This is a genomic window from Testudinibacter sp. P27/CKL/0425 (assembly GCF_052931395.1).
In genome coordinates, this window is sequence record NZ_CM128801.1 from 957,360 (window position 1) to 976,847 (window position 19,488).

Genomic DNA, 19,488 nt, shown 5'->3' on the forward strand with positions numbered 1-19,488 from the left:
GAATAGGGTGTCGTTATGCTTATTAAAAAAGAGAGGCGCAGCTGCGCCTCAGGGTTGAAGTCAATCAGAACGGATTATTTTTTTCGTGACCAATCATGGTGTTACCACCAATTCGACCAACAATTTTTTCAGCCTCTGCACCAACCATCATGCCTAGATAATTAAGTTGATCTTCGCCTTTATAACCGCCGTTGACACCAGTAAATTCAACATCTACATAGTTATCGCCACCAAATTGGATAATACCGTCTTTGGTGTAGATTGGATTTTCTGGAAAAATAAGATCGCCGGGCGCAGTAAAAGGATTGTTATCCATTTTGACAGCTTTTCCGGAAATAACCGCTTTCCCGAAATCGGCAGTTAACGCAATATCGTAGCTGTCATGCCAACGGTTTAGACCCGGAGCAACTTTCACGCTATAGGTTTTTTTGGCATCGAGTTTTTGCAATTCAGTAAATTTATCGGCAGGGGTTGCATTTCCGCCGTATAAAACGATTGACGTTGGATTAATCTCTTTTCCATCGATTGTTCCAGAAGCCTGAAGTTCCGCCAGATAAGCATCTTCTTCGCTGTAACGGTATGTGCTATAAGTCATGTTGACGCGCTTTCCGTCAATCGTGTTATTAACCATATAGTCATTCCATTGGTTGTCGCGAGGCTGATTTAAGATGCCGGAGGTTGCTGGCGCGAATAAGAATTTGCGCAAGCGTTCTTCTTCACTGGCACCGGGCTGTAAGAGATAATCCAAGGTGCCGTCAATTAAGGTCGAACGAGCCTCTCTTGGAACGTTGGACACTCGGATCCGCCAATCTGCAGCATAGCCAACAGTTGGGTTTTCAGCCTTAAATTTTGTTAACTGATTTTGTAATTCGACCGCAGTCGCTTTCTCTTTTTTTAACAGCGCTTTTTCATTTGCTAACTGTTTTTCTAATTTTGCAATTTCCGCTTTTTTGCTTTGGTCAGCCGCAGCGAGATCTTGAGTCAGTTTTGTGATCTTATTTTGGCTGTCTGCGATTTTTTTATTAGCGGCAGCGACCGCACTTTGGGTTGCTTCAAGCTGTTTCTGCAAGGCAACAGTGGCATTTTTAGCGTCTTGTAATGATAGCTCTGCTGCTGCTTTTTGTGCATCTGCCAAACGTTGTTTTTCGGCGGCAAGTTGCTGCTGTAATTTCTCCACTTCCGCTTTTTTGCTTTGGTCAGTAGCGGCGAGATCTTGAGTCAGTTTTGTAATCTTAGTTTGGCTGTCTGTGACTTTTTTATTGGCGGCATCTTGCGCGGTTTTCGCTTTTTCTGCAGCAGCTTTTTGGACTGCGGCAATTTGATCGGCGCTTTGGTCTGTGGTGGTTGTAGCGGTGTTGTTGGTGGTGGTTTTTTGGGTTGATGAGCCGCCGGACGAGCCGCAAGCAGCAACACCGAGAGAAATTAATACAGCAAGTGCCGTCGTTTTTATTGTTGGTTTCATAAGCGATTCCTTTAGTGGTAAATAGTTGGCAGAAAAAAAGAAAAATAGCCGCTTAATGGTTTTTCACTCCAAAATTGACAATGAAATCATTAAACTTTTTAAGTTTAAAAAAACAAGGCTTTAGCGATCTTTAACTAAAAATTTAGATCTAGCTCACATTTTTAATGAAAAATGGAGTGAAATTTCAAAAAAGGGGAGGGGATTTTATCGGATTGGGCTTAAATCGCCGCTTACTCTCTCTGTTTTCAGGCATATTCCTGTGTAAACGGAAAGATTAAGCAGCGTGAGTGTTAGATATTCCTAAACTCATATTGCAGTTGTTCGTCATCTTCAAAATATTGATCCATTTCGAAAGACGGTTTGTTTTGCTGGTGGTGACCAATGACTTTGGCGGGCACACCGGCGGCGGTGGCGTATTCGGGCACGGCTTGTAGCACCACCGAGCCGGCGCCGATTTTGGCGAAGCGTCCGACTTCGATATTGCCGAGAATTTTCGCGCCCGCGCCGATCATCACGCCTTCGCGCACTTTCGGGTGGCGATCGCCGCACTCTTTGCCTGTTCCGCCTAGGGTTACGCCTTGTAGAATCGAAACGTCGTCCTCAATCACCGCGGTTTCGCCGATCACAATGCCGGTGGCGTGATCGAGCATAATTCCTTTGCCGATGCGCGCGGCGGGGTGAATGTCCACGTCAAACGCCACCGAGATTTGGTTTTGCAGGTAAATCGCCAACGGTTTTCTGCCGACTTTCCACAAATAATGGGTGATGCGGTAGCTTTGCAGCGCGTGGTAGCCTTTGAGATAGAGCAGCGGCGTGGAGCACATATTCACCGCCGGATCGCGCTCGCGCACCGCGATTAAATCACTGGCGGCAAACAGGATCAGATCGGGGTTTTGCTCGTAGGCTTCTTCGATAATCTCTTTCAGCGCAATGGCGGGCATGATCGGGTTCGACAGCTTGTTTGCCAGAATATAGCTCAGCGCCAAGCCTAAATCATAATGCTTTAAAATCGTGGCGTGGAAAAAGCTCGCCAACATCGGTTCGCTTTCCACCAACTCTTTAGCTTCGTTGCGAATCGACAGCCATAAATCCAGTAACTTTTGCGGAGACATTTCGGTCATAACTTACTCTCTGGTGTATTCTTCTTTGCGTTCGCGCCCCAACAAGGCGACCGCCGCGTCGCGCGCATCTTTGCCGCAGAACAGCACTTGGTAGATCTGTTCGGTGATCGGCATTTCAATCCCTTGCCGCTGTGCCAGCAGGTGCGCTTCTTTGGTGTTATAAAAGCCTTCGACCACTTGCCCGATATTGTCCAGCGCCTGTTGTGCGCCGAAGCCTTGCCCTAACATTAAGCCGAAACGACGGTTGCGTGACTGGTCGTCGGTGCAGGTCAGCACCAAATCGCCTAACCCCGCCATGCCCATAAAAGTGGCGGGCTGTGCGCCCAATGATAGCCCCAAACGGGTGATTTCGGCAATACCGCGGGTGATAAGTGCGGTTCTGGCATTGGCGCCAAAGCCCATGCCGTCGGAAATCCCGGCGCCGATAGCGATCACGTTTTTCACCGCGCCGCCCAGCTGCACGCCGATCATGTCGGTGTTGATATACACTCGAAAATGCTTGCTGCAATGAATGCGGGTTTGCACTTCGCGCGCAAATTGTTCGTTGTCAGAAGCAAGGGCAATTGCGGTCGGCAAGCCGTTTGCCAGCTCTTTGGCGAAGGTCGGGCCGGACAGCACTGCGAGCGGGTAGTGGCTGCCGAGCTGTTCTTTCACCACCTCTTGCAATAAGCGTCCGCTGTCGCGCTCTAAGCCTTTGGTCGCCCAGATTAAACGGCTGTCATCGCGCAGCAGCGGTTTGATTTGTGCAATCACATCGCCGAACACATGGCTCGGCACTACCAGCAGAATGTCGCGTGAGGCTTGAATCGCTTTGGCTAAACTCGGTTCGATAATCAACGATTCCGGAAAAGAAATGCCGGGCAAAAAGGTGCTGTTTTGACGTTCTTGCGCCAGCCGTTGTAAATGTCCGGCATCGTGCCCCCACAGGTAGGTCGGGTAGCCGTTGCGTGAAAAAGCAATTGCGAGTGACGTGCCGAACGAGCCGGCGCCTAAAACGGTGATTGGCGTGTTGCTAAGTGCGGTAGGCATTTTTTCCTCTCTTGCAAAATAGTCGATACAAAAAGGCATAGGCATATTCTAAAACAAAATCGCAGGCAATTGCCTGCGATTTATGTAATTAAGCGCAATGATTTAATGCGAAATTAGTGCGTTTGCACCTCTGCGCTTTTCTCGATTTCTTCTTGCTGTGCTTGTAGTTGTTGCATAAACAGCGCATCGAAGTTCACCGGCGATAAGTTCAGCGCCGGGAATGTGCCGCGGTTGACTAAGCTGGAAATCAATTCGCGCGCATACGGGAACAGCATATTCGGGCATTGTGCGGTCAGGCAGTGTGCCAGTTGCACGCCTTCCAAGCCTAACACGGTGAACACGCCGGCTTGTTTTACTTCGCAGATAAACGCAACGTCGCCGCTGTCTTCCAGCGTGGTTTCCACGGTCAGATTCAGGCAAACTTCGTATAAACCTTCGGCAAGTTCAACGGTTTCGGTGTTCAGATCGAATTGCAGATTCGGTTTCCACTCTTGTTGGAAAATGGTTGGCAGGTTCGGTGCTTCGAAAGAAACGTCTTTTACATAGATGCGTTGAATTTGTAACGTCGGTTGAACCGCTTGTTCTTCGGTGTTTGCCGCTTGTTGATTGTTCTCGTCAGCCATTGTCAGCTCCCTTATATGATGAAAATAGAAAATTAATGTTTAACCAAAGGCAGATTCGCCGCGCGCCAGCCGCCAATCCCTTCTTTCAAACTGTAAACTTGTGCGAAACCTTGTTTGTGTAACTGATTTGCCAACGCTTCCGAGCCTAATCCGCTGGCATCAGCCACGATTAACGGTGCATTTTTGTGTTTTTCCAACACGCTGGCTTTGTTGTTTTTAATTTCACTTGGCAATAGTTGGACGCTGCCGATAATGTGACCGCGTTGGAATTCGTCTAACGTGCGGACATCAACCACCACGCCGTTTTCTTTATTCAGCAGTTGGGTCAGTTGTGCGTTGTCGACCACTTTCACCGACGATGTTGCCGATTTGACAAAGGTGACGATCACGCCGATAAACACCACAACCCAAGCAGCGACCATAATGGTGTGATTGCCGGCAAATTCGATAGCCTTAGGGATAAAATCTTCCATTTAAAATCTCAATCCGTAAAAATAATAATAGTTAAAAGAGTGCTAAGTATAACCGCTCTTATCCGGTTTAACCAAATAAAACTGGGCGGGGATTGATTAAATTATCGCTAGTCGGGCGAAAAGATCGGCAGAAAAGAGCATAAAAAAACCGCACTTGCGCCGATTGGGCGGCAAAGTGCGGTTCAGATGTTAAGCGGTCAAATTACAGATAGTATTTTTTAACCACTTTCAAATTATCGTCTAATTGATATACCAACGGCTGACCGGTCGGGATTTCTAAATCCATAATGTCAGCATCAGAGATGCCTTCAATGTGTTTTGCCAAGGCACGCAAAGAGTTGCCGTGCGCAGTCACTAACACGCGTTTGCCGCCTAACAGCGCAGGGGCGATTTGATCTTCCCAGAACGGCAATACGCGTTCTAACGTCACTTTCAGGTTTTCACCGTCCGGCACCACATCGCTCGGCAAATGCGCATAGCGGCGATCGTTGTGTGCGGAATTCGGATCGTCTTGTGCCAACAACGGTGGCAAAGTGTCGTAAGAACGGCGCCAAATATGAACTTGCTCGTCGCCGTATTTTTCAGCGGTGGCTTTTTTATCCAAGCCTTGCAATTCACCGTAGTGACGTTCGTTTAAACGCCAGTTTTTCACTTGCGGGATCCACAGTTGATCTGCTTCTTCCAACACGATATTACAGGTTTTGATCGCACGGGTTAAAACAGAGGTGAATGCGATGTCAAATTCAAAACCGGCTTCTTTTAATTTTTGACCGGCAGATTTGGCTTCTTCGATGCCGCGTTCGGTCAGGTTGACATCACGCCAGCCGGTGAATAAATTTTTGGCATTCCACTCACTGAAACCGTGACGAATGAATACTAATTCCATAAAAAAGTTCTCCTGTAGGATGATAAAATAAATCGTAATAACTGCGGCATTTATAACAAATATTTCCCGAAGTTTAAATAGTAAAACCGGATCTTTGCTGATATTCTGCCGTGAATTGCTGATCTTTTGCCAAGAAGCGATTAAAATGTGTTAATTTTGTTAGGGGAGTGTAGGCGTTTTGTCGAATTAGGCAAAATTAACGCCGCACAAACCGCTTAGAGTCACAGTCAGCAGGAGTTACAGCCGGTGCCATTGCAGGGTATTCAAAAATCGTTACCGCTCTTTTTCGCGATCGTCATGTTGTTTGGCGGAGCGAGTTCGATCGCCACAGCCAATCAGCAGGATTTATCGCAAGTTCAGCAGCAAATTAAACAGCAGCAACAGCAGCTTTCGCAACAGCGCAAAGAACAAAACCGTCTGCAACAGGATTTGAAAAAACAGGAAAGCAGCATTAACACTGTGTTGGGCGAGTTGCGCAAAACCGAGCAGGAATTGGACGAGCTGCGGCGCAATATTCGAGAAACCGATAAACAGATTGCACAATTGGAAAAACAGTTGGCGGGACAAAAGCAGAAACTGGCGGAACAACTGGACTCGGCATATCGCGCCGGTTTGAACCCTTCCGCAGTGGAAAAAATGCTGTCGGAAAAGGCACAGGTGAGCGATCGGATGTTGGCGTATTACCAGCAGTTTAACCGCACGCGGATGGAATTGATCGAATCGATCCAACAAACGCAAGCCAACTTAGAGCAGCAAAAAACCGAAGCGCAGCAGCAACAGAAGCAACAGCAAGCCATTTTAAGCAAGCAGAAACAGTCACAATCCTCGTTGCAAAAAACGCAAAACGAGCGCAAATCGACACTCACTAAATTGGATCGCTCGATTAAACAGGGCGAAAACCGCTTGGACATGTTGCGTGAAAATGAAAACAGCCTGAAACGCTCGATCGCGCAGGCGCAAGAGCGTGCCAGAAAACGCGAGCAAGAGGAACTGGCGGCATACCAAAAGAAAAAAGCCGAGCAAGAAAAGAAAAGCGAGAAGCCTTATCAGCCGACCGAAAACGAAAAGAACCTGACCCGAAAAACCACCGGTTTAGGCGCGGGTAAAAAACAATATGCGATGCCGGCAAGCGGCAGCGTCGCCAACCGTTTCGGTTCGGTGCAAATGGGTGAACTGCGCTGGAAAGGGATCGTCATCAACAGCAGTGCTGGCGCAACGGTGAAAGCGATTGCCGACGGGCGGGTGATTTTATCCGACTGGTTGCAAGGCTACGGCTTGGTGATCATCGTCGATCACGGCGCCGGTGATATGAGCCTGTACGGCTACAACCAACGGCTAAGCGTGAAAAACGGACAATATGTCAAGAGCGGTCAGAAAATCGCCGAAGTCGGCAACAGCGGCGGACAAGGCAAACCGGCACTCTACTTTGAAATCCGCCGCAAAGGCAATCCGGTGAATCCGTTGAGTTGGGTGAAATAGGTCAGGCATCGTCCGACCAATTCAACTTAAGTCGGTCGTATTGCCTAAAATTTATATGCGTTCAAGACGAAAACGCGTAAATTACAGCAGCACGATAGCGCACTTAACTATTTATTTTAATGAAAAAGACAACTAACCCATAGCCATGAAATTAAAAAATCTAATCCAAACCGCACTTTGCCTGTTTTGTTTGCTGTTTACTGCCAGCGGCTTTGCGGCGCGCTTGGCGATTGTGATTGATGACATCGGCTACCGTGCAGATGATCAGAAAATTTATCAGTTGCCGAAAGAGATTTCGGTGGCGATTATCCCTTCCGCACCGAATGCCACTGCTCGGGCGAAGCAAGCCAAGCAGCAGGGGCGCGATATTTTGATTCACCAGCCGATGCAGCCGAAAGCCAATATGAAGCTGGAAAAAGAGGGTCTGCGTTTGGGGATGTCGGCGCAGCAAGTGGCGAAAAATATTGAGTATGCCCGCCAGCGCGTGCCGTATGCGATCGGTTTGAATAATCACATGGGCAGCGCTGCCACTGCAGACCGCTCTTTGATGCAGCAGTTGATGCAAAATTTGGCGCAGCATAAATTGTTCTTCCTCGACAGCCGCACTATCGGCAGCAGCGTGGCAAGCAAAGTGGCGCGTGAAAACGGCGTGGTCGCGCTCGATCGCCATATTTTCCTTGATGACAGCGACGAGTATGCCGACGTGCAGCGACAATTTAATTTATCGCTGCAATATGCGCGCAAACACGGCACCGCGATTGTGATCGGACACCCGCGCAAGAATACGATTCGGGTGTTGCAACAGGGCATTGCCAACCTGCCGAAAGATATTCAACTGGTCGGCATGGGCAGCTTGTGGCGCAATGAAAAAGTGATTCCGGCGAAGCCGTTTATCCTGTTGTTTAACGACTTACCGGCTTCGACCTCAGTTGAACCGTTTGTGAAATATCCGCTGCTCAGAGGCGTGCCGGAATAGCACGCCTTAGCGCAAACCGTTACGGGCAAGGATTGCTGATTTCGGCATGAACCGCATTGATTTGCGCGATCACCTCATCACTCAACCGCACTTGCACGCTGTCGATATTCTGTTTTAGCTGGGTTAAATTGGTGGCGCCGATAATATTGCTGGCGACAAACGGCTGTTGATTAACAAACGCCAAGGAAAGTGCAGTCAGGCTGATATCAGCTTGCTCGGCGATTTCGGCATAGCGTTCCACCGCTTCAAAGGCTTTCGGTTTGGTATAACGTTTAAAACGTTCAAACAGAGTTAAACGTCCGTTTTCCGGCCACGGCTGGGTGCGGTATTTGCCGCTCAACAAGCCGAACGCCAACGGCGAATAGACAAGCAGCCCGACTTGCTCACGCAGTGAAATTTCGCTTAAGCCCACTTCATAACTGCGGTTTAGCAGATTATACGGATTCTGCACCGATTGTACTTTCGGTAGATTCAGTTCACGTTGTAGCCGTAAACATTCCATCACGCCCCACGGCGTTTCATTCGATAGCCCGAAATGGCGGATTTTGCCCTGTTGTTGTAAGGTTTGCAACGCCTCAAGGCTCTCTTGCAACGGCGTGATGTCATCAGCTTCATCAAGTGCGGTCAGCCCTAACTGTCCGAAAAAATTGACTTGCCGCTCCGGCCAATGCAGTTGATACAAATCCAGATAATCGGTTTGCAGCCGTTTCAAACTGGCATCACAGGCGGCGATGATCTGCTCGCGGGTGAAGCGTGAACCGCCACGGATATAGTTTTGGTTATCGTTGGCGCGCGACGGGCCGGCGATTTTACTGGCGATAATCAATTTATCGCGCTGCTGTTTCGCCAGCCAACTGCCGATATATTGCTCGGTTCTGCCGTAAGTTTCGCCATTCGGCGGTACGGGATACATCTCGGCGGTGTCAATAAAATTTACGCCGTGCGCCACTGCGTAATCCAGCTGCTGGTGCGCTTCGCCTTCACTGTTCTGCTCGCCAAAGGTCATGCTGCCCAAACAGATCAGGCTGACGTTTAAATCGCTGTTGCCCAGTTGTCGATATTGCATTTTGCTTTCCTCATTTAGATATAAATAAGAAAACTATAACAAATTTTTCGCGCGGGTTGTGAACCGAACCGCTATTTTTTCGGTTGCTGCGCTTTTTGTACCGCCATTTTTAACGCCGGGATTGCGCTGTTGCCGTGATTGGTTTTTGCCATTAGGTGGAACTCACTGACGATGTTGTGTTGCGCCAATTGTTGCTGAAAATCTTCCACTTTCAGAACGCAGCGGCGTTTGATAACCCGCTGAATCCGAGCAGGATCTGAGTCGGGATCGGCGTGCGGATTGGCTTCATATTCGCCCAGCGTGAACAGCAGTGAAGCCGCTGGTAATCGTTCGAAAGGCACGCTGCGCTGTTGTAAAATAGTGCCGTTTCCCCACCACAATGACGGGCTGGCTATGGTGTAATCATCAAATAGCTCAGGTCTGTTCAGCCACACATACAGCCCGAACAGCCCGCCGAACGAATGCCCGAAAAACAGCTTATATTGCGGTTGCAGTGCATATTGCTTTTCTAGCCAATTCGGTAACTCGGCGACAAAATCCAGAAAATCCGCCGCGCCGCCACCGGCGGCAAATTGATCTCCGGCAGCGGCAAAGGTGTAATCGCGGGTGCGCTCAGCCACGGCATAGCGTTGTTCGGTAGGATAGCCGATAGCCACAATTGCAGGCAGGGGCAAATTCGGATCAAGCGCTTGCAGTGCCGCGGCAAAATGGGCATTGCCGTCGAGCAGATATAACACGCTGCCGTTATTTTGTTGTTTCGGTAGCGCAATAAACAGCCGATACGGCTTTTGTTGAAAAGTGCGGTCTTGCTGGCTGAGGTGAAACAATTCAGCATTCGAGTTGACCGCACTTTGCGGTTTGGCGCAAATTGAAAAAGGCATGAGCATCAAGAATCAATATAAAAAGTAGAGGCATTTTCGTATAAATATCATATTGATAGCGGCGTTCATTAAATTACAAAATATTACAATGAATGATAATGGTTATCATTTATTAATTGGTATTTATTATCATATCATAATTTAGCTTTACAGAATCAAGATGAATCTTCAAATTAAGGATACGATATGCAGTTTGCCAAAAATAAAATCACCGCCGGAATCTTACTCGCGTTCAGCCCGTTGTTGTATGCCAATGACAATATTACTGTTTTAGAACAAATCAATGTAACCGCCGAACAGCAATTGAAACAGTCGCTGGGCGTTAGCCAATTGTCGGCAGAGGAAATCGAAAAGCGCTCGGTCACCAATGATGTGTCGGAGCTGGTGCGCAAAATGCCCGGTGTCAATCTCACCGGCAACACCGCAACCGGACAGCGGGGCAATAACCGTCAGATCGATATTCGTGGGATGGGGCCGGAAAATACGCTGATTTTAATTGACGGCAAACCGGTGACATCGCGCAACTCGGTGCGTTACAGCTGGCGCGGACAGCGCGATACCCGCGGCGATTCCAACTGGGTACCGGTTGAAGAAATCGAATCGATCGAAGTGCTGCGCGGCCCGGCAACGGCACGTTACGGCTCCGGTGCTGCAGGTGGTGTGGTGAATATCACCACCAAAAAAATCAGCGAACAGTTAAGCGGCGCCTTGACTTACTACACCAATCAACCGTTCGATAGCAAAGAGGGCGCAACAAACCGTGTCGGTTTTAACCTGAACGGCCCGATTGTCAGCGATGTGCTGTCTTTCCGCCTTTACGGCAACGCCAATAAAACCGATGCCGATGCGCAAGACATTAACACTGTGAAAAACGGCTCGAATGCAGCCGGTAAAGAGGGCGTGCGCAATCGTGATATTGCCGGACGTTTAGCGTGGAAAATCAGCCCGCAGCAATTGGTTACCGTTGATACGGCGTATAGCCGCCAAGGTAACGTCTATGCCAGCGACACCCAACACAATACCCAGACTGATGTAACTAAAATGTTATACGGCAGCGAAACCAACCGTATGTATCGCCAAAATTATTCGATTATGCACGAGGGTGATTGGGCGTGGGGGCAAAGCAAACTTACCGCCAGTTATGAAAGAACCACCAATTCTCGCTTACTGGAAGGTTTAGCCGGCGGGCCGGAAGGGCAGATTATTCTTGATGAGAACGGTGAATTAGTTTTTACCGATAGCGTGCTGAAAAGCTCACGCATTGCCGGTGAAATCAGCGTGCCATTTGAATGGGGCGTGCCGCAAGTGGTGACGATTGGCACAGAATTTAACCATGACAGCTTGGACGATCCGGCTTCAATGCGGCAAGGGTTTGCAAAAGATGCCAATTTTGCCGGATTAAACAATCTAGACAAAGGCAAAACCTCGCAAGATAATTTCTCGGCATTTATTGAGAATAATATTTTGTTGAGTGAACAAATTAACCTGATTCCGGCGGTGCGTTTTGATCACAACAGCCGCTCCGGCAGCCAAATCAGCCCGGGCTTGAATGCGTTTTATCATATTAATGAAAACTGGACGCTGAAAGGCGGGGTAGCGCAGGTGTATAAAGCGCCGAATCTGTATCAAAGCACACCGGGATATCTTTTAGCTACTCGTGGCAAAGGATGTCCGGTTGGTAACGCGCGCAACTGTTATTTGATTGGCAATGATCACCTGAAACCAGTATCAATAAAGAACTGGGCGTGGAATATAATCTGCGGGATTGGAGCGCGTCATTTGCTTGGTTCCGCAATGATTACCGCAATAAAATCGGTGCGGGCAAAGAATTTCTGCAAAGTGTCAACGGCTACAATCTGTTGGAGTGGACGAATATTCCAAGAGCGGTGGTCGAAGGCTTAGAAGGCAGTTTCACTGTGCCACTGAGTGATGATTTGAAATGGACTAATAACTTCACGTATATGATCCAAAGTAAAGATAAATCTACCGGCAATCCGTTGTCGATTATTCCGAAATATACCATCAACACCTTCCTAGATTGGCAAATCACGCCGAAATGGGATACTCAGTTGACGGCAACCTTTTACGGCAAGCAAAAACCGCGCCAATATGCGGAAAACAACACCGAAAATAATGATGGTTTAGATAAAAGCACATTGGGAAGTTATACCTTGGTTGGTTTCAATACCGGCTACCAATTCAATAAAAACGTGGATATTCGTGTCGGGGTGAATAACATCTTCAACAAAAAACTGTACCGTAGTGGAGCGGGTGCTTCCACCTATAATGAAAGCGGCGCAGCGGTGTACGGCAAATTGGCGATCCGTTTTTAAGTTATCGTCGGTTTAAAAAATCCCCTTTTCGGCTCAGCGCCGGAAAGGGGATTTTTGTATTAGTCGTCTTTTTTCGGACTGCTGACCGCACTTTCGTTTTGGCTGCGTTGCGGATCGCTTGGTTTGCGGCGTTTGCCCACGTTTTTACTGTCGCGATGCCGCACTTTGACCTTTTTCTTGCTTTCTTCTTTTTTGTCGGCTTTTTTCTGCTTCAAGCGCGCTTTTTGCTTTTTGCTGACGGTTTTTTGATCGCCGTCTTTCGGTGGCTTGGTGCGTGGTTCTAGCCCTTCGACAATTCGCGATTTCAATGCTTCGCTGCTGTAACGGCGGATTTTGCCGAGCAGGCGATAGTCGTGTCCTTCCACCAGTGAAATGGCGTTGCCTTTTTTACCGGCGCGCGCAGTGCGTCCGATTCGGTGCAGATAGGTGTCGGCGCTGTACGGCAAATCGTAGTTGATCACATGGCTGATGTCGTCAATGTCGATCCCACGGGCGGCAACATCGGTCGCCACTAAAATATTCACTACACCGCTCTTGAGCTTGTCGATGGCATTATTGCGTTGCGTTTGTGCCATTTCGCCCTCTAAATAAGTGCTGCGAATCCCGCGTTTGCGTAGGTTTTCCGACAGTTCGCGCACTTCTTCGCGTTTGCGTACAAACACGATGCCGCGCTCGATCTGTTCGTTTTCAATCAGCCGTGCTAACAGTTTGAATTTATGCTCTTTGCTGTCGGCGTGGTACATCCATTGTTGGATTTTTTTACGTTCGCGGCGGCTCGGATCGGCATCGATTTTCACCGGTTCGTTTAAAATACGCTCGGCAAAATCAGCCAGCAACTCACCCTCAAGGGTGGCGGAAAACAGCAGGGTTTGTCTGCGCCAGCGGGTTTCGGCGGAGATGGTTTCGGCATCTTGTCCGAAGCCCATTCCCAACATACGATCCGCTTCGTCAAAAATCAGGATTTCGACCGAGCGGCAATCAAAGTTTTCCTCTTTGATGTATTGCAGCAAGCGCCCCGGGGTGGCGACCACCAGATCTTGATTTTTGTTAAAGATTTCACCGTGGTTTTGATATGCCACGCCGCCGGTGATGGTGGCGATGCTTAATTTGGTGTATTTTGCCAGTTCTTTGGCTTGCTCGGCAACCTGCATTGCCAATTCGCGCGTCGGGGTCAACACTAAGACGCGTGGTGCGCCCGGTTTGCGGCGTGGGAAATCCAGCAGGTGTTGGATTGCGGGCAGTAAAAATGCGGCGGTTTTGCCGGTGCCGGTCGGGGCGGAGCCTAGAATGTCACGCGCTTCGAGGGCGTGGGGGATCACTTCTGCTTGGATCATCATTGGGCGCTGGTAGTTTTTATCGCGTAGAGCTTTGAGTAGCTCGGGCTCCAGATCAAATGCTTCAAAGTGTTGTGCTGTTGTCATAAATTACCTCAATATTGCTGTGCGCTGATTATAGCCCCGTTGCGCCGATACCGCACTTGTTTTATGTGAATAAAACGATTTGGGGTAGAATGGCGGGAGTTTATTCGCTATCGGGTTTCGCCTGACGGCGACTTCTTTTTTTGCTCGTGCAAAAAAAGGAAGCAAAAAAACACGTCCCTATTGAACTGCTGATCTTCGCTTGGTGTGAATTTGCTTAACGGAAAATTTTTAATTCGCCCGCTATGCGGGCAGACTCGCTGCGCTCAAACAAAAAAATTTCCCTACAAATTTCACACCCGCTCAGGCAGTTCATAAGGGAATCTAAAAACACGCCGCAGAGTACGAGCGGTTGTTCTCGAACGCAAAGAAAATAAGATTAAATAATAGGAAAACATGGCTGGATTTCAATTTAAACAATTTTTTGTTGCCCATGATCGTTGTGGTATGAAAGTCGGGACGGACAGTATTTTGCTCGGGGCGTGGGCGGAGGTTCGGCAAGTGCGGTCGGTGTTGGATATGGGCTGCGGCAGTGGGTTGTTGGCGTTGATGTTGGCGCAGCGCTTGGCGGTAAGCGCGGCGGATTATCATATCTGTGCGCTGGAAATCGATTCGGCTGCGGCGCAGCAGGCGCGGGAGAATATTGATCAATCGCCGTGGGCGGATAGAATCGAATTGATTAATCAAGATTTGGCTGATTATGCCCGCCAAGCTAAACCGCACTTTGACTTAATTATCTCTAATCCGCCATATTTTGCACAAGGTGTAGAGTGTGGCAGTCATGCGCGGCAAACGGCGCGTTATACGGCGGGTTCGCAAGGGCATTTGGATTGGCTGCTGAAAGCGCAAGCATTGCTGAATCCGCAGGGCAGAATTGCATTTGTGCTGCCTTATGCCGAAGGGGAGACGCTGTTGCGCCAGCTGCACCAAACCGCACTTTACTGCTCAAAACGGGTTGAGATTATTACTAAAACGGCAAAGCCGCCGCAACGTCTGTTGCTGGAATTTCGCTTGCTTGAAAGTGCGGTACAGCACGCGCAAATTACGATTTATCAAGCGGATAATCAATACCATCCGGAGTTTATCGCGTTGACGCGGGATTTTTATCTGAAGTTTTAACCAAACAAAAACACCGCCAATTGCGGCGGTGTTAGTCAACGATTTCAGCGGCTAAGCCTGCGCTCGGCTGCGCACCATTCTTGCCCAGTTGTGATAGCCGTAAATTGAGTTCCACAGATACATGATGTACATCACCAGCAAAGGCAGACTGGTTTCGCCGTTTTTGATCCACATTGCCGTCCAGAGGCTGACGGTTAGCAGGTTGACGATAATCCACAACACCCACTGCTCACGGTAGCGCAGCACCATTAGCACTTGTGCCACAATCGACACCACCACAGTCACGCCGTCCAGTGCCGGCAAGGCACTTCCCATATTTTGCAACAATTGGATATAGGCAAAGATGCCGATAGTCGACACTAAAAGCACAATTCCCCATTGCTTTAATGTCAGTGCTTTGGCAAGCACTTCCTCATATTGTCGGGCGTGTTGCGGATCGTTTTTGGTGTGCATATGGCGGCTCCAGAGATAGAAGCCGATAAACTGCACCGGCACATACACCAGCAGATTCAGCATCATTTCGCCGTATAACTTATAGGTGTAGGAAATATAGGCGTAGCAGCTGACGCTGATTAAGCCGAAAAAATAGTTGCTGATTTTGCCCTTACTGACGAACACCACGCACAGAATGCCGCTGATCGCGGCAATGGTTGCCAAAACGGAATCGGGCTGAATATAAAAGATAATCAGTTGAATGGTTAAAAAGAAAACGATCCAGAGGGTTTCAAAGGCAGTCCAACCGGAAAAAAGTTCATTTTTGATTTTAGCGATCATACTCACGTCACTGTTACCTTATTGGAATGGATAATTTTCGGAAATTATATATCACATTTTTACATAATCAATCAAAATCCATCCAATTTTTGTGCTATTTAGCTACTATTCGCCAGCGGCAAATTTTTTCTCGCAAAAAGATTAAATAAATCCCCGTATTCCTCTATAATCAGCGCCCTTTCCACTATGAAATAACAAGCAGGCAGGGCAACAACATGACGGCATTTGCAATTGGGCAACGCTGGGTAAGCGAAAGTGAAAACGGATTGGGATTAGGCGTGGTGATCGCATTAGATGCGCGCACGGTCACGCTACTCTTCCCCGCAGCAGATGAGCAACGGGTTTATGCGTTTGCCTCGGCGCCATTAACGCGCGTGCTGTTTAGCGTTGGCGATGTGGTGAAAAGCCATGAAGGCTGGCAATTGCAGGTGAAGCGTGTTGATGAACAGCAAGGCTTAATCCATTACCAAGGCACAAGTTTAGATAACGGCGAAAGTGCGGTTTTGCGTGAAATGGAATTGGATCACACCATTTCGTTCAGCAAACCGCAAGAGCGGTTATTCGCCGCGCAGATCGATCGCAACGAACATTTTAACCTGCGCTACCAAGCGCTACGCCATCAACAGGCGCAATTTCAATCACCGCTGCGTGGCTTGCGCGGCATTCGGGCGGGCTTGATTCCACACCAATTACACATTGCCACGGAAGTCGGACACCGCATGGCGCCGCGTGTGCTACTGGCGGACGAAGTCGGCTTGGGTAAAACCATTGAAGCGGGCATGATTTTGCAACAACAGCTGTTCAACGGCAAAGCCCAGCGGGTGCTGATTTTAGTGCCTGAAAGCTTGCAACATCAATGGCTGGTGGAAATGCTGCGCCGCTTTAACCTGAATTTTTCACTGTTTGATGAAGAGCGTTGCCAAGATTTCGATCGCCAAGATGATCACCAATCTGATCAAAGTGCGGTTCAAAACCCGTTTGACAGCGAATCACTGGTAATCGGTTCGATCAATTGGCTGGTGCAACAGCCGCAGCGCGCCGAGCAACTGTGCCAAAGCCAGTGGGATATGTTGATTGTCGATGAAGCCCACCACTTGCAATGGAGCGAAAATCAGCCAAGCTGCGAATATCAACTGGTTGAAACGCTGGCACAACAGATTCCGTCTGTACTGCTACTGACTGCCACCCCAGAACAATTAGGGCAACAAAGCCACTTTGCACGGCTGAAACTGCTCGATCCTGAGCGTTTTTATGACTATCAGGCGTTTGTTGCAGAGCAGCAGCAATATCAACCCGTTGCCGATGCGGTCAACAGCTTGTTGAGTGATGTTGCGCTGTCAGCCGAAGAACAAAACAGCATTGCCGATCTGCTGTCGGAACAAGACGTTGAGCCGCTGTTTAAAATCATCAATGCCAAACGCAGCAGCGCCGAGCAGCAACAAGCCGCGCGCCAAGAGTTGATCCGCAACCTGATCGATCGTCACGGCACCAGCCGCGTGCTGTTCCGCAACACCCGCCAATCGGTGAAAGGCTTCCCAAGCCGCACGTTGCACCAAATTAAATTGGAATTGCCGAAGCAGTATCAAAATGCGCTGAAAGTCTGGAAAATGCTCGAGGAAGACGTGAGCGACGATGTGGTGTTCTACCCTGAAATGCTGTTCCAAAAACTCAACCCAGCCGCGGCATGGTGGGAATTTGATCCGCGCATTGAGTGGCTGATCACCTTTTTGAAAAATCACCGCGATGAAAAAATCTTACTGATTTGCCAGCACGCCAACACCGCGATTCAGCTGGAACAGGTGTTGCGTGAAAAAGAAGGCATTCGCGCGGCGGTGTTCCATGAAAAAATGAGCATTATCGAGCGTGACAAAGCCTCAGCCTATTTTGCGCAAGCGGAAGAGGGCTCGCAGATTTTACTCAGTTCCACCATTGGTTCAGAAGGGCGCAATTTCCAATTTGCGGCGAAACTGGTGCTGTTTAACTTGCCAACCAACCCCGATTTGTTAGAGCAATGTATCGGGCGTTTAGATCGGATCGGGCAACAACACGACATTCAAATTTATGTACCGTTTTTTGCCGACAGCCGCCAGCGGTTGCTCGCCCGGTGGTATCACGACGGGTTGAACGCGTTTGAAGAAACCTGCCCAATGGGGGCGGCAATTTTTGCTGAACACGCCGAACAGTTACAAGCCTTCTTAGATGCCGAGCAAGCCAGCAGTGAATTTGAACAGTTTGTGAAACAAACTCGCCAGCAGCAACAACAGCTCAAACAACAATTAGAACACGGGCGGGATCGCCTGTTGGAATTGAACTCTAATGGTGGCGAAACGGCACAACAGCTGGCAACCGACATTGCCGCCGACGATGCCACCACTGATCTGATTCAATTCAGCTTAAGCCTGTTTGATATCATCGGCTTAGAGCAAGAAGATTTAGGCGAAAAAAGCATTGTGATTCACCCAACGGGGCACATGCTGGTGCCTGATTTCCCGGGGCTAAAAGAAGACGGCAGCACCGTAACCTTTGATCGCCGTTTGGCGCTGGCGCGTGAAGAGTTGGAATTTCTGACGTGGGATCACCCGATGATCCGCAACGGCATTGATCTGATTACCTCGGGCGACATTGGCAAAAGTGCGGTATCCTTACTGATCAATAAAGCGCTGCCTGCAGGCACGTTGCTGGTTGAACTGATCTATGTGGTGGAAGTGCAAGCCAACGCCGCGCTACAGCTCACGCGCTTTCTGCCGCCAACCCCTGTTCGGCTGTTACTCGACAGCAAAGGCAATGATCTGGCAGACAAAGTCGCGTTCAGCGCATTACAAAAACAGCTGAAGCCGATTGGCAAAAATATGGCAAATAACGTGGTGAAAATGACCCGAAGTGCGGTTGAACAGGCATTGCAACAGGGCGAAGCGCAGATCGCACATAAAGCGCAGGCGCTTATCGCACAAGCCTGTGTTGATGCCGAACAGCAATTGAACGCCGAATACCAGCGGCTGACTGCACTGCAAGCGGTGAATAAAAATATCCGCCCTGATGAAGTGCGCGCGCTGGAACAACTGCAACAGCAATCGCTACAGCACCTGCAACACGCCAACTGGCGGCTGGATAGCCTGCGCGTGATCGTCAGCAATAAGGAATAACCGATGGCACTGATTCATTACGATCCGCCAACCGAACCGTGGTTGGATCTCGTCTATCACGATAACTACATTGCGGTGGTAAACAAACCCAGCGGATTGCTTTCCGTGCCGGGCAACCGCCCTGAATACCTCGACAGCGCCACCACACGGGTGCGGCAAAAATTTGGCTTTGCCGAAGCGGCGCACCGTTTGGATATGTCCACCAGCGGCATTATGCTGTTTGCGTTGAGTAAAAATGCGGAAAAAGAGCTAAAGCGCCAATTTCGCGATCGCGAAACAGGCAAACACTACCAAGCCTTAGTGTGGGGACACCCCGAACAGGATCGCGGTGAGATTGACTTACCGCTGATCTGTGACTGGGAGAATCGCCCACGGCAAAAAGTGTGCTATCAACGCGGCAAGCGTGCGCTCACCCACTACGAAGTGCTGGCGCGCTACCCGAACAACACCGCCCGCGTGCGCCTTACCCCAATTACTGGGCGCTCACACCAACTGCGCGTGCATTTGCTTGCGCTCGGACACCCGATTCTCGGCGACAAATTCTATGCCCACCCCGCCGCCTGCGCCCTTGCGCCTCGCTTGTGCCTACATGCGGAATCCCTCAGCATTACCCACCCGATTAATGGCGAACCGATGACCTTTACGGTAGAGGCAGGGTTTTAGTGGATTTTATACAAAATTATACACGCTAAGTATAATTATACT

15 protein-coding genes and 1 pseudogene are annotated in these 19,488 nt (G+C 49.2%); 6 read left to right on the top strand and 10 right to left on the bottom strand.

Going from position 1 to position 19,488, the window contains the following annotated elements; all coding sequences use genetic code 11:
- Positions 1-64: 64 nt before the first annotated feature.
- The 6 genes from ACUHGC_RS04785 to ACUHGC_RS04810 all read right to left on the bottom strand — a co-directional run bounded on the left by ACUHGC_RS04785 (position 65) and on the right by ACUHGC_RS04810 (position 5,594).
- On the bottom strand, positions 65-1,462 hold the full coding sequence (locus ACUHGC_RS04785) for a hypothetical protein (protein ID WP_446834501.1): 1,398 nt from the start codon (positions 1,460-1,462) through the stop codon (positions 65-67).
- Between the two features lie 290 nt (positions 1,463-1,752).
- Positions 1,753-2,574, bottom strand: a complete 822-nt coding sequence (gene cysE, locus ACUHGC_RS04790) for a serine O-acetyltransferase (RefSeq protein WP_446834839.1) — start codon at positions 2,572-2,574, stop codon at positions 1,753-1,755.
- A 12-nt stretch (positions 2,575-2,586) separates the two neighbouring features.
- Entirely contained in the window at positions 2,587-3,612 is a 1,026-nt protein-coding gene (gene gpsA, locus ACUHGC_RS04795) for an NAD(P)H-dependent glycerol-3-phosphate dehydrogenase (protein WP_446834502.1), read from the bottom strand.
- A 113-nt stretch (positions 3,613-3,725) separates the two neighbouring features.
- The gene (gene secB / locus ACUHGC_RS04800; protein WP_446834503.1) at positions 3,726-4,235 is read right to left on the bottom strand and encodes a protein-export chaperone SecB; all 510 of its coding nucleotides are present in this window, start codon (positions 4,233-4,235) and stop codon (positions 3,726-3,728) included.
- Between the two features lie 32 nt (positions 4,236-4,267).
- On the bottom strand, positions 4,268-4,708 hold the full coding sequence (locus tag ACUHGC_RS04805) for a rhodanese-like domain-containing protein (RefSeq protein WP_446834504.1): 441 nt from the start codon (positions 4,706-4,708) through the stop codon (positions 4,268-4,270).
- Between the two features lie 202 nt (positions 4,709-4,910).
- Positions 4,911-5,594, bottom strand: coding sequence for a 2,3-diphosphoglycerate-dependent phosphoglycerate mutase (locus ACUHGC_RS04810; protein WP_446834505.1), 684 nt, complete (start codon positions 5,592-5,594; stop codon positions 4,911-4,913).
- A gap of 297 nt (positions 5,595-5,891) precedes the next feature.
- Between ACUHGC_RS04810 and envC the strand changes: the two genes are divergently transcribed.
- Entirely contained in the window at positions 5,892-7,073 is a 1,182-nt protein-coding gene (gene envC, locus ACUHGC_RS04815; RefSeq protein WP_446834840.1) for a murein hydrolase activator EnvC, read from the top strand.
- A 139-nt stretch (positions 7,074-7,212) separates the two neighbouring features.
- Positions 7,213-8,049 (top strand): divergent polysaccharide deacetylase family protein, encoded by an 837-nt coding sequence (locus ACUHGC_RS04820; protein WP_446834841.1) that lies wholly within the window; start codon positions 7,213-7,215, stop codon positions 8,047-8,049.
- Positions 8,050-8,068: 19 nt separating this feature from the next.
- Here ACUHGC_RS04820 and ACUHGC_RS04825 read toward each other — a convergent pair whose 3' ends face one another.
- Together ACUHGC_RS04825 and ACUHGC_RS04830 are read right to left on the bottom strand one after the other, a co-directional pair.
- Entirely contained in the window at positions 8,069-9,115 is a 1,047-nt protein-coding gene (locus tag ACUHGC_RS04825) for an NADP(H)-dependent aldo-keto reductase (protein ID WP_446834506.1), read from the bottom strand.
- A gap of 71 nt (positions 9,116-9,186) precedes the next feature.
- On the bottom strand, positions 9,187-9,996 hold the full coding sequence (locus ACUHGC_RS04830; protein ID WP_446834507.1) for an alpha/beta hydrolase: 810 nt from the start codon (positions 9,994-9,996) through the stop codon (positions 9,187-9,189).
- Between the two features lie 186 nt (positions 9,997-10,182).
- On the opposite strand from ACUHGC_RS04830, the pseudogene ACUHGC_RS04835 reads away from it, so the two are divergent.
- Positions 10,183-12,329: pseudogene (locus tag ACUHGC_RS04835) on the top strand (FepA family TonB-dependent siderophore receptor).
- Between the two features lie 59 nt (positions 12,330-12,388).
- On the opposite strand, the gene srmB reads toward ACUHGC_RS04835, so the two are convergent.
- Positions 12,389-13,750, bottom strand: a complete 1,362-nt coding sequence (srmB, locus tag ACUHGC_RS04840) for an ATP-dependent RNA helicase SrmB (protein WP_446834508.1) — start codon at positions 13,748-13,750, stop codon at positions 12,389-12,391.
- 393 nt (positions 13,751-14,143) lie between these two features.
- Between srmB and ACUHGC_RS04845 the strand changes: the two genes are divergently transcribed.
- Positions 14,144-14,866 (top strand): tRNA1(Val) (adenine(37)-N6)-methyltransferase, encoded by a 723-nt coding sequence (locus ACUHGC_RS04845; RefSeq protein WP_446834509.1) that lies wholly within the window; start codon positions 14,144-14,146, stop codon positions 14,864-14,866.
- Positions 14,867-14,917: 51 nt separating this feature from the next.
- Here ACUHGC_RS04845 and pnuC read toward each other — a convergent pair whose 3' ends face one another.
- A complete protein-coding gene (gene pnuC / locus ACUHGC_RS04850) occupies positions 14,918-15,640 on the bottom strand; it encodes a nicotinamide riboside transporter PnuC (protein ID WP_446834842.1) in 723 nt (240 codons plus the stop codon).
- Between the two features lie 215 nt (positions 15,641-15,855).
- Between pnuC and rapA the strand changes: the two genes are divergently transcribed.
- Both rapA and rluA read left to right on the top strand, forming a co-directional pair.
- Complete coding sequence (gene rapA / locus ACUHGC_RS04855; protein ID WP_446834510.1) at positions 15,856-18,783, top strand: RNA polymerase-associated protein RapA; 2,928 nt, start codon at positions 15,856-15,858, stop codon at positions 18,781-18,783.
- 3 nt (positions 18,784-18,786) lie between these two features.
- Positions 18,787-19,446, top strand: a complete 660-nt coding sequence (gene rluA, locus ACUHGC_RS04860) for a bifunctional tRNA pseudouridine(32) synthase/23S rRNA pseudouridine(746) synthase RluA (protein ID WP_446834511.1) — start codon at positions 18,787-18,789, stop codon at positions 19,444-19,446.
- Positions 19,447-19,488: the final 42 nt, after the last annotated feature.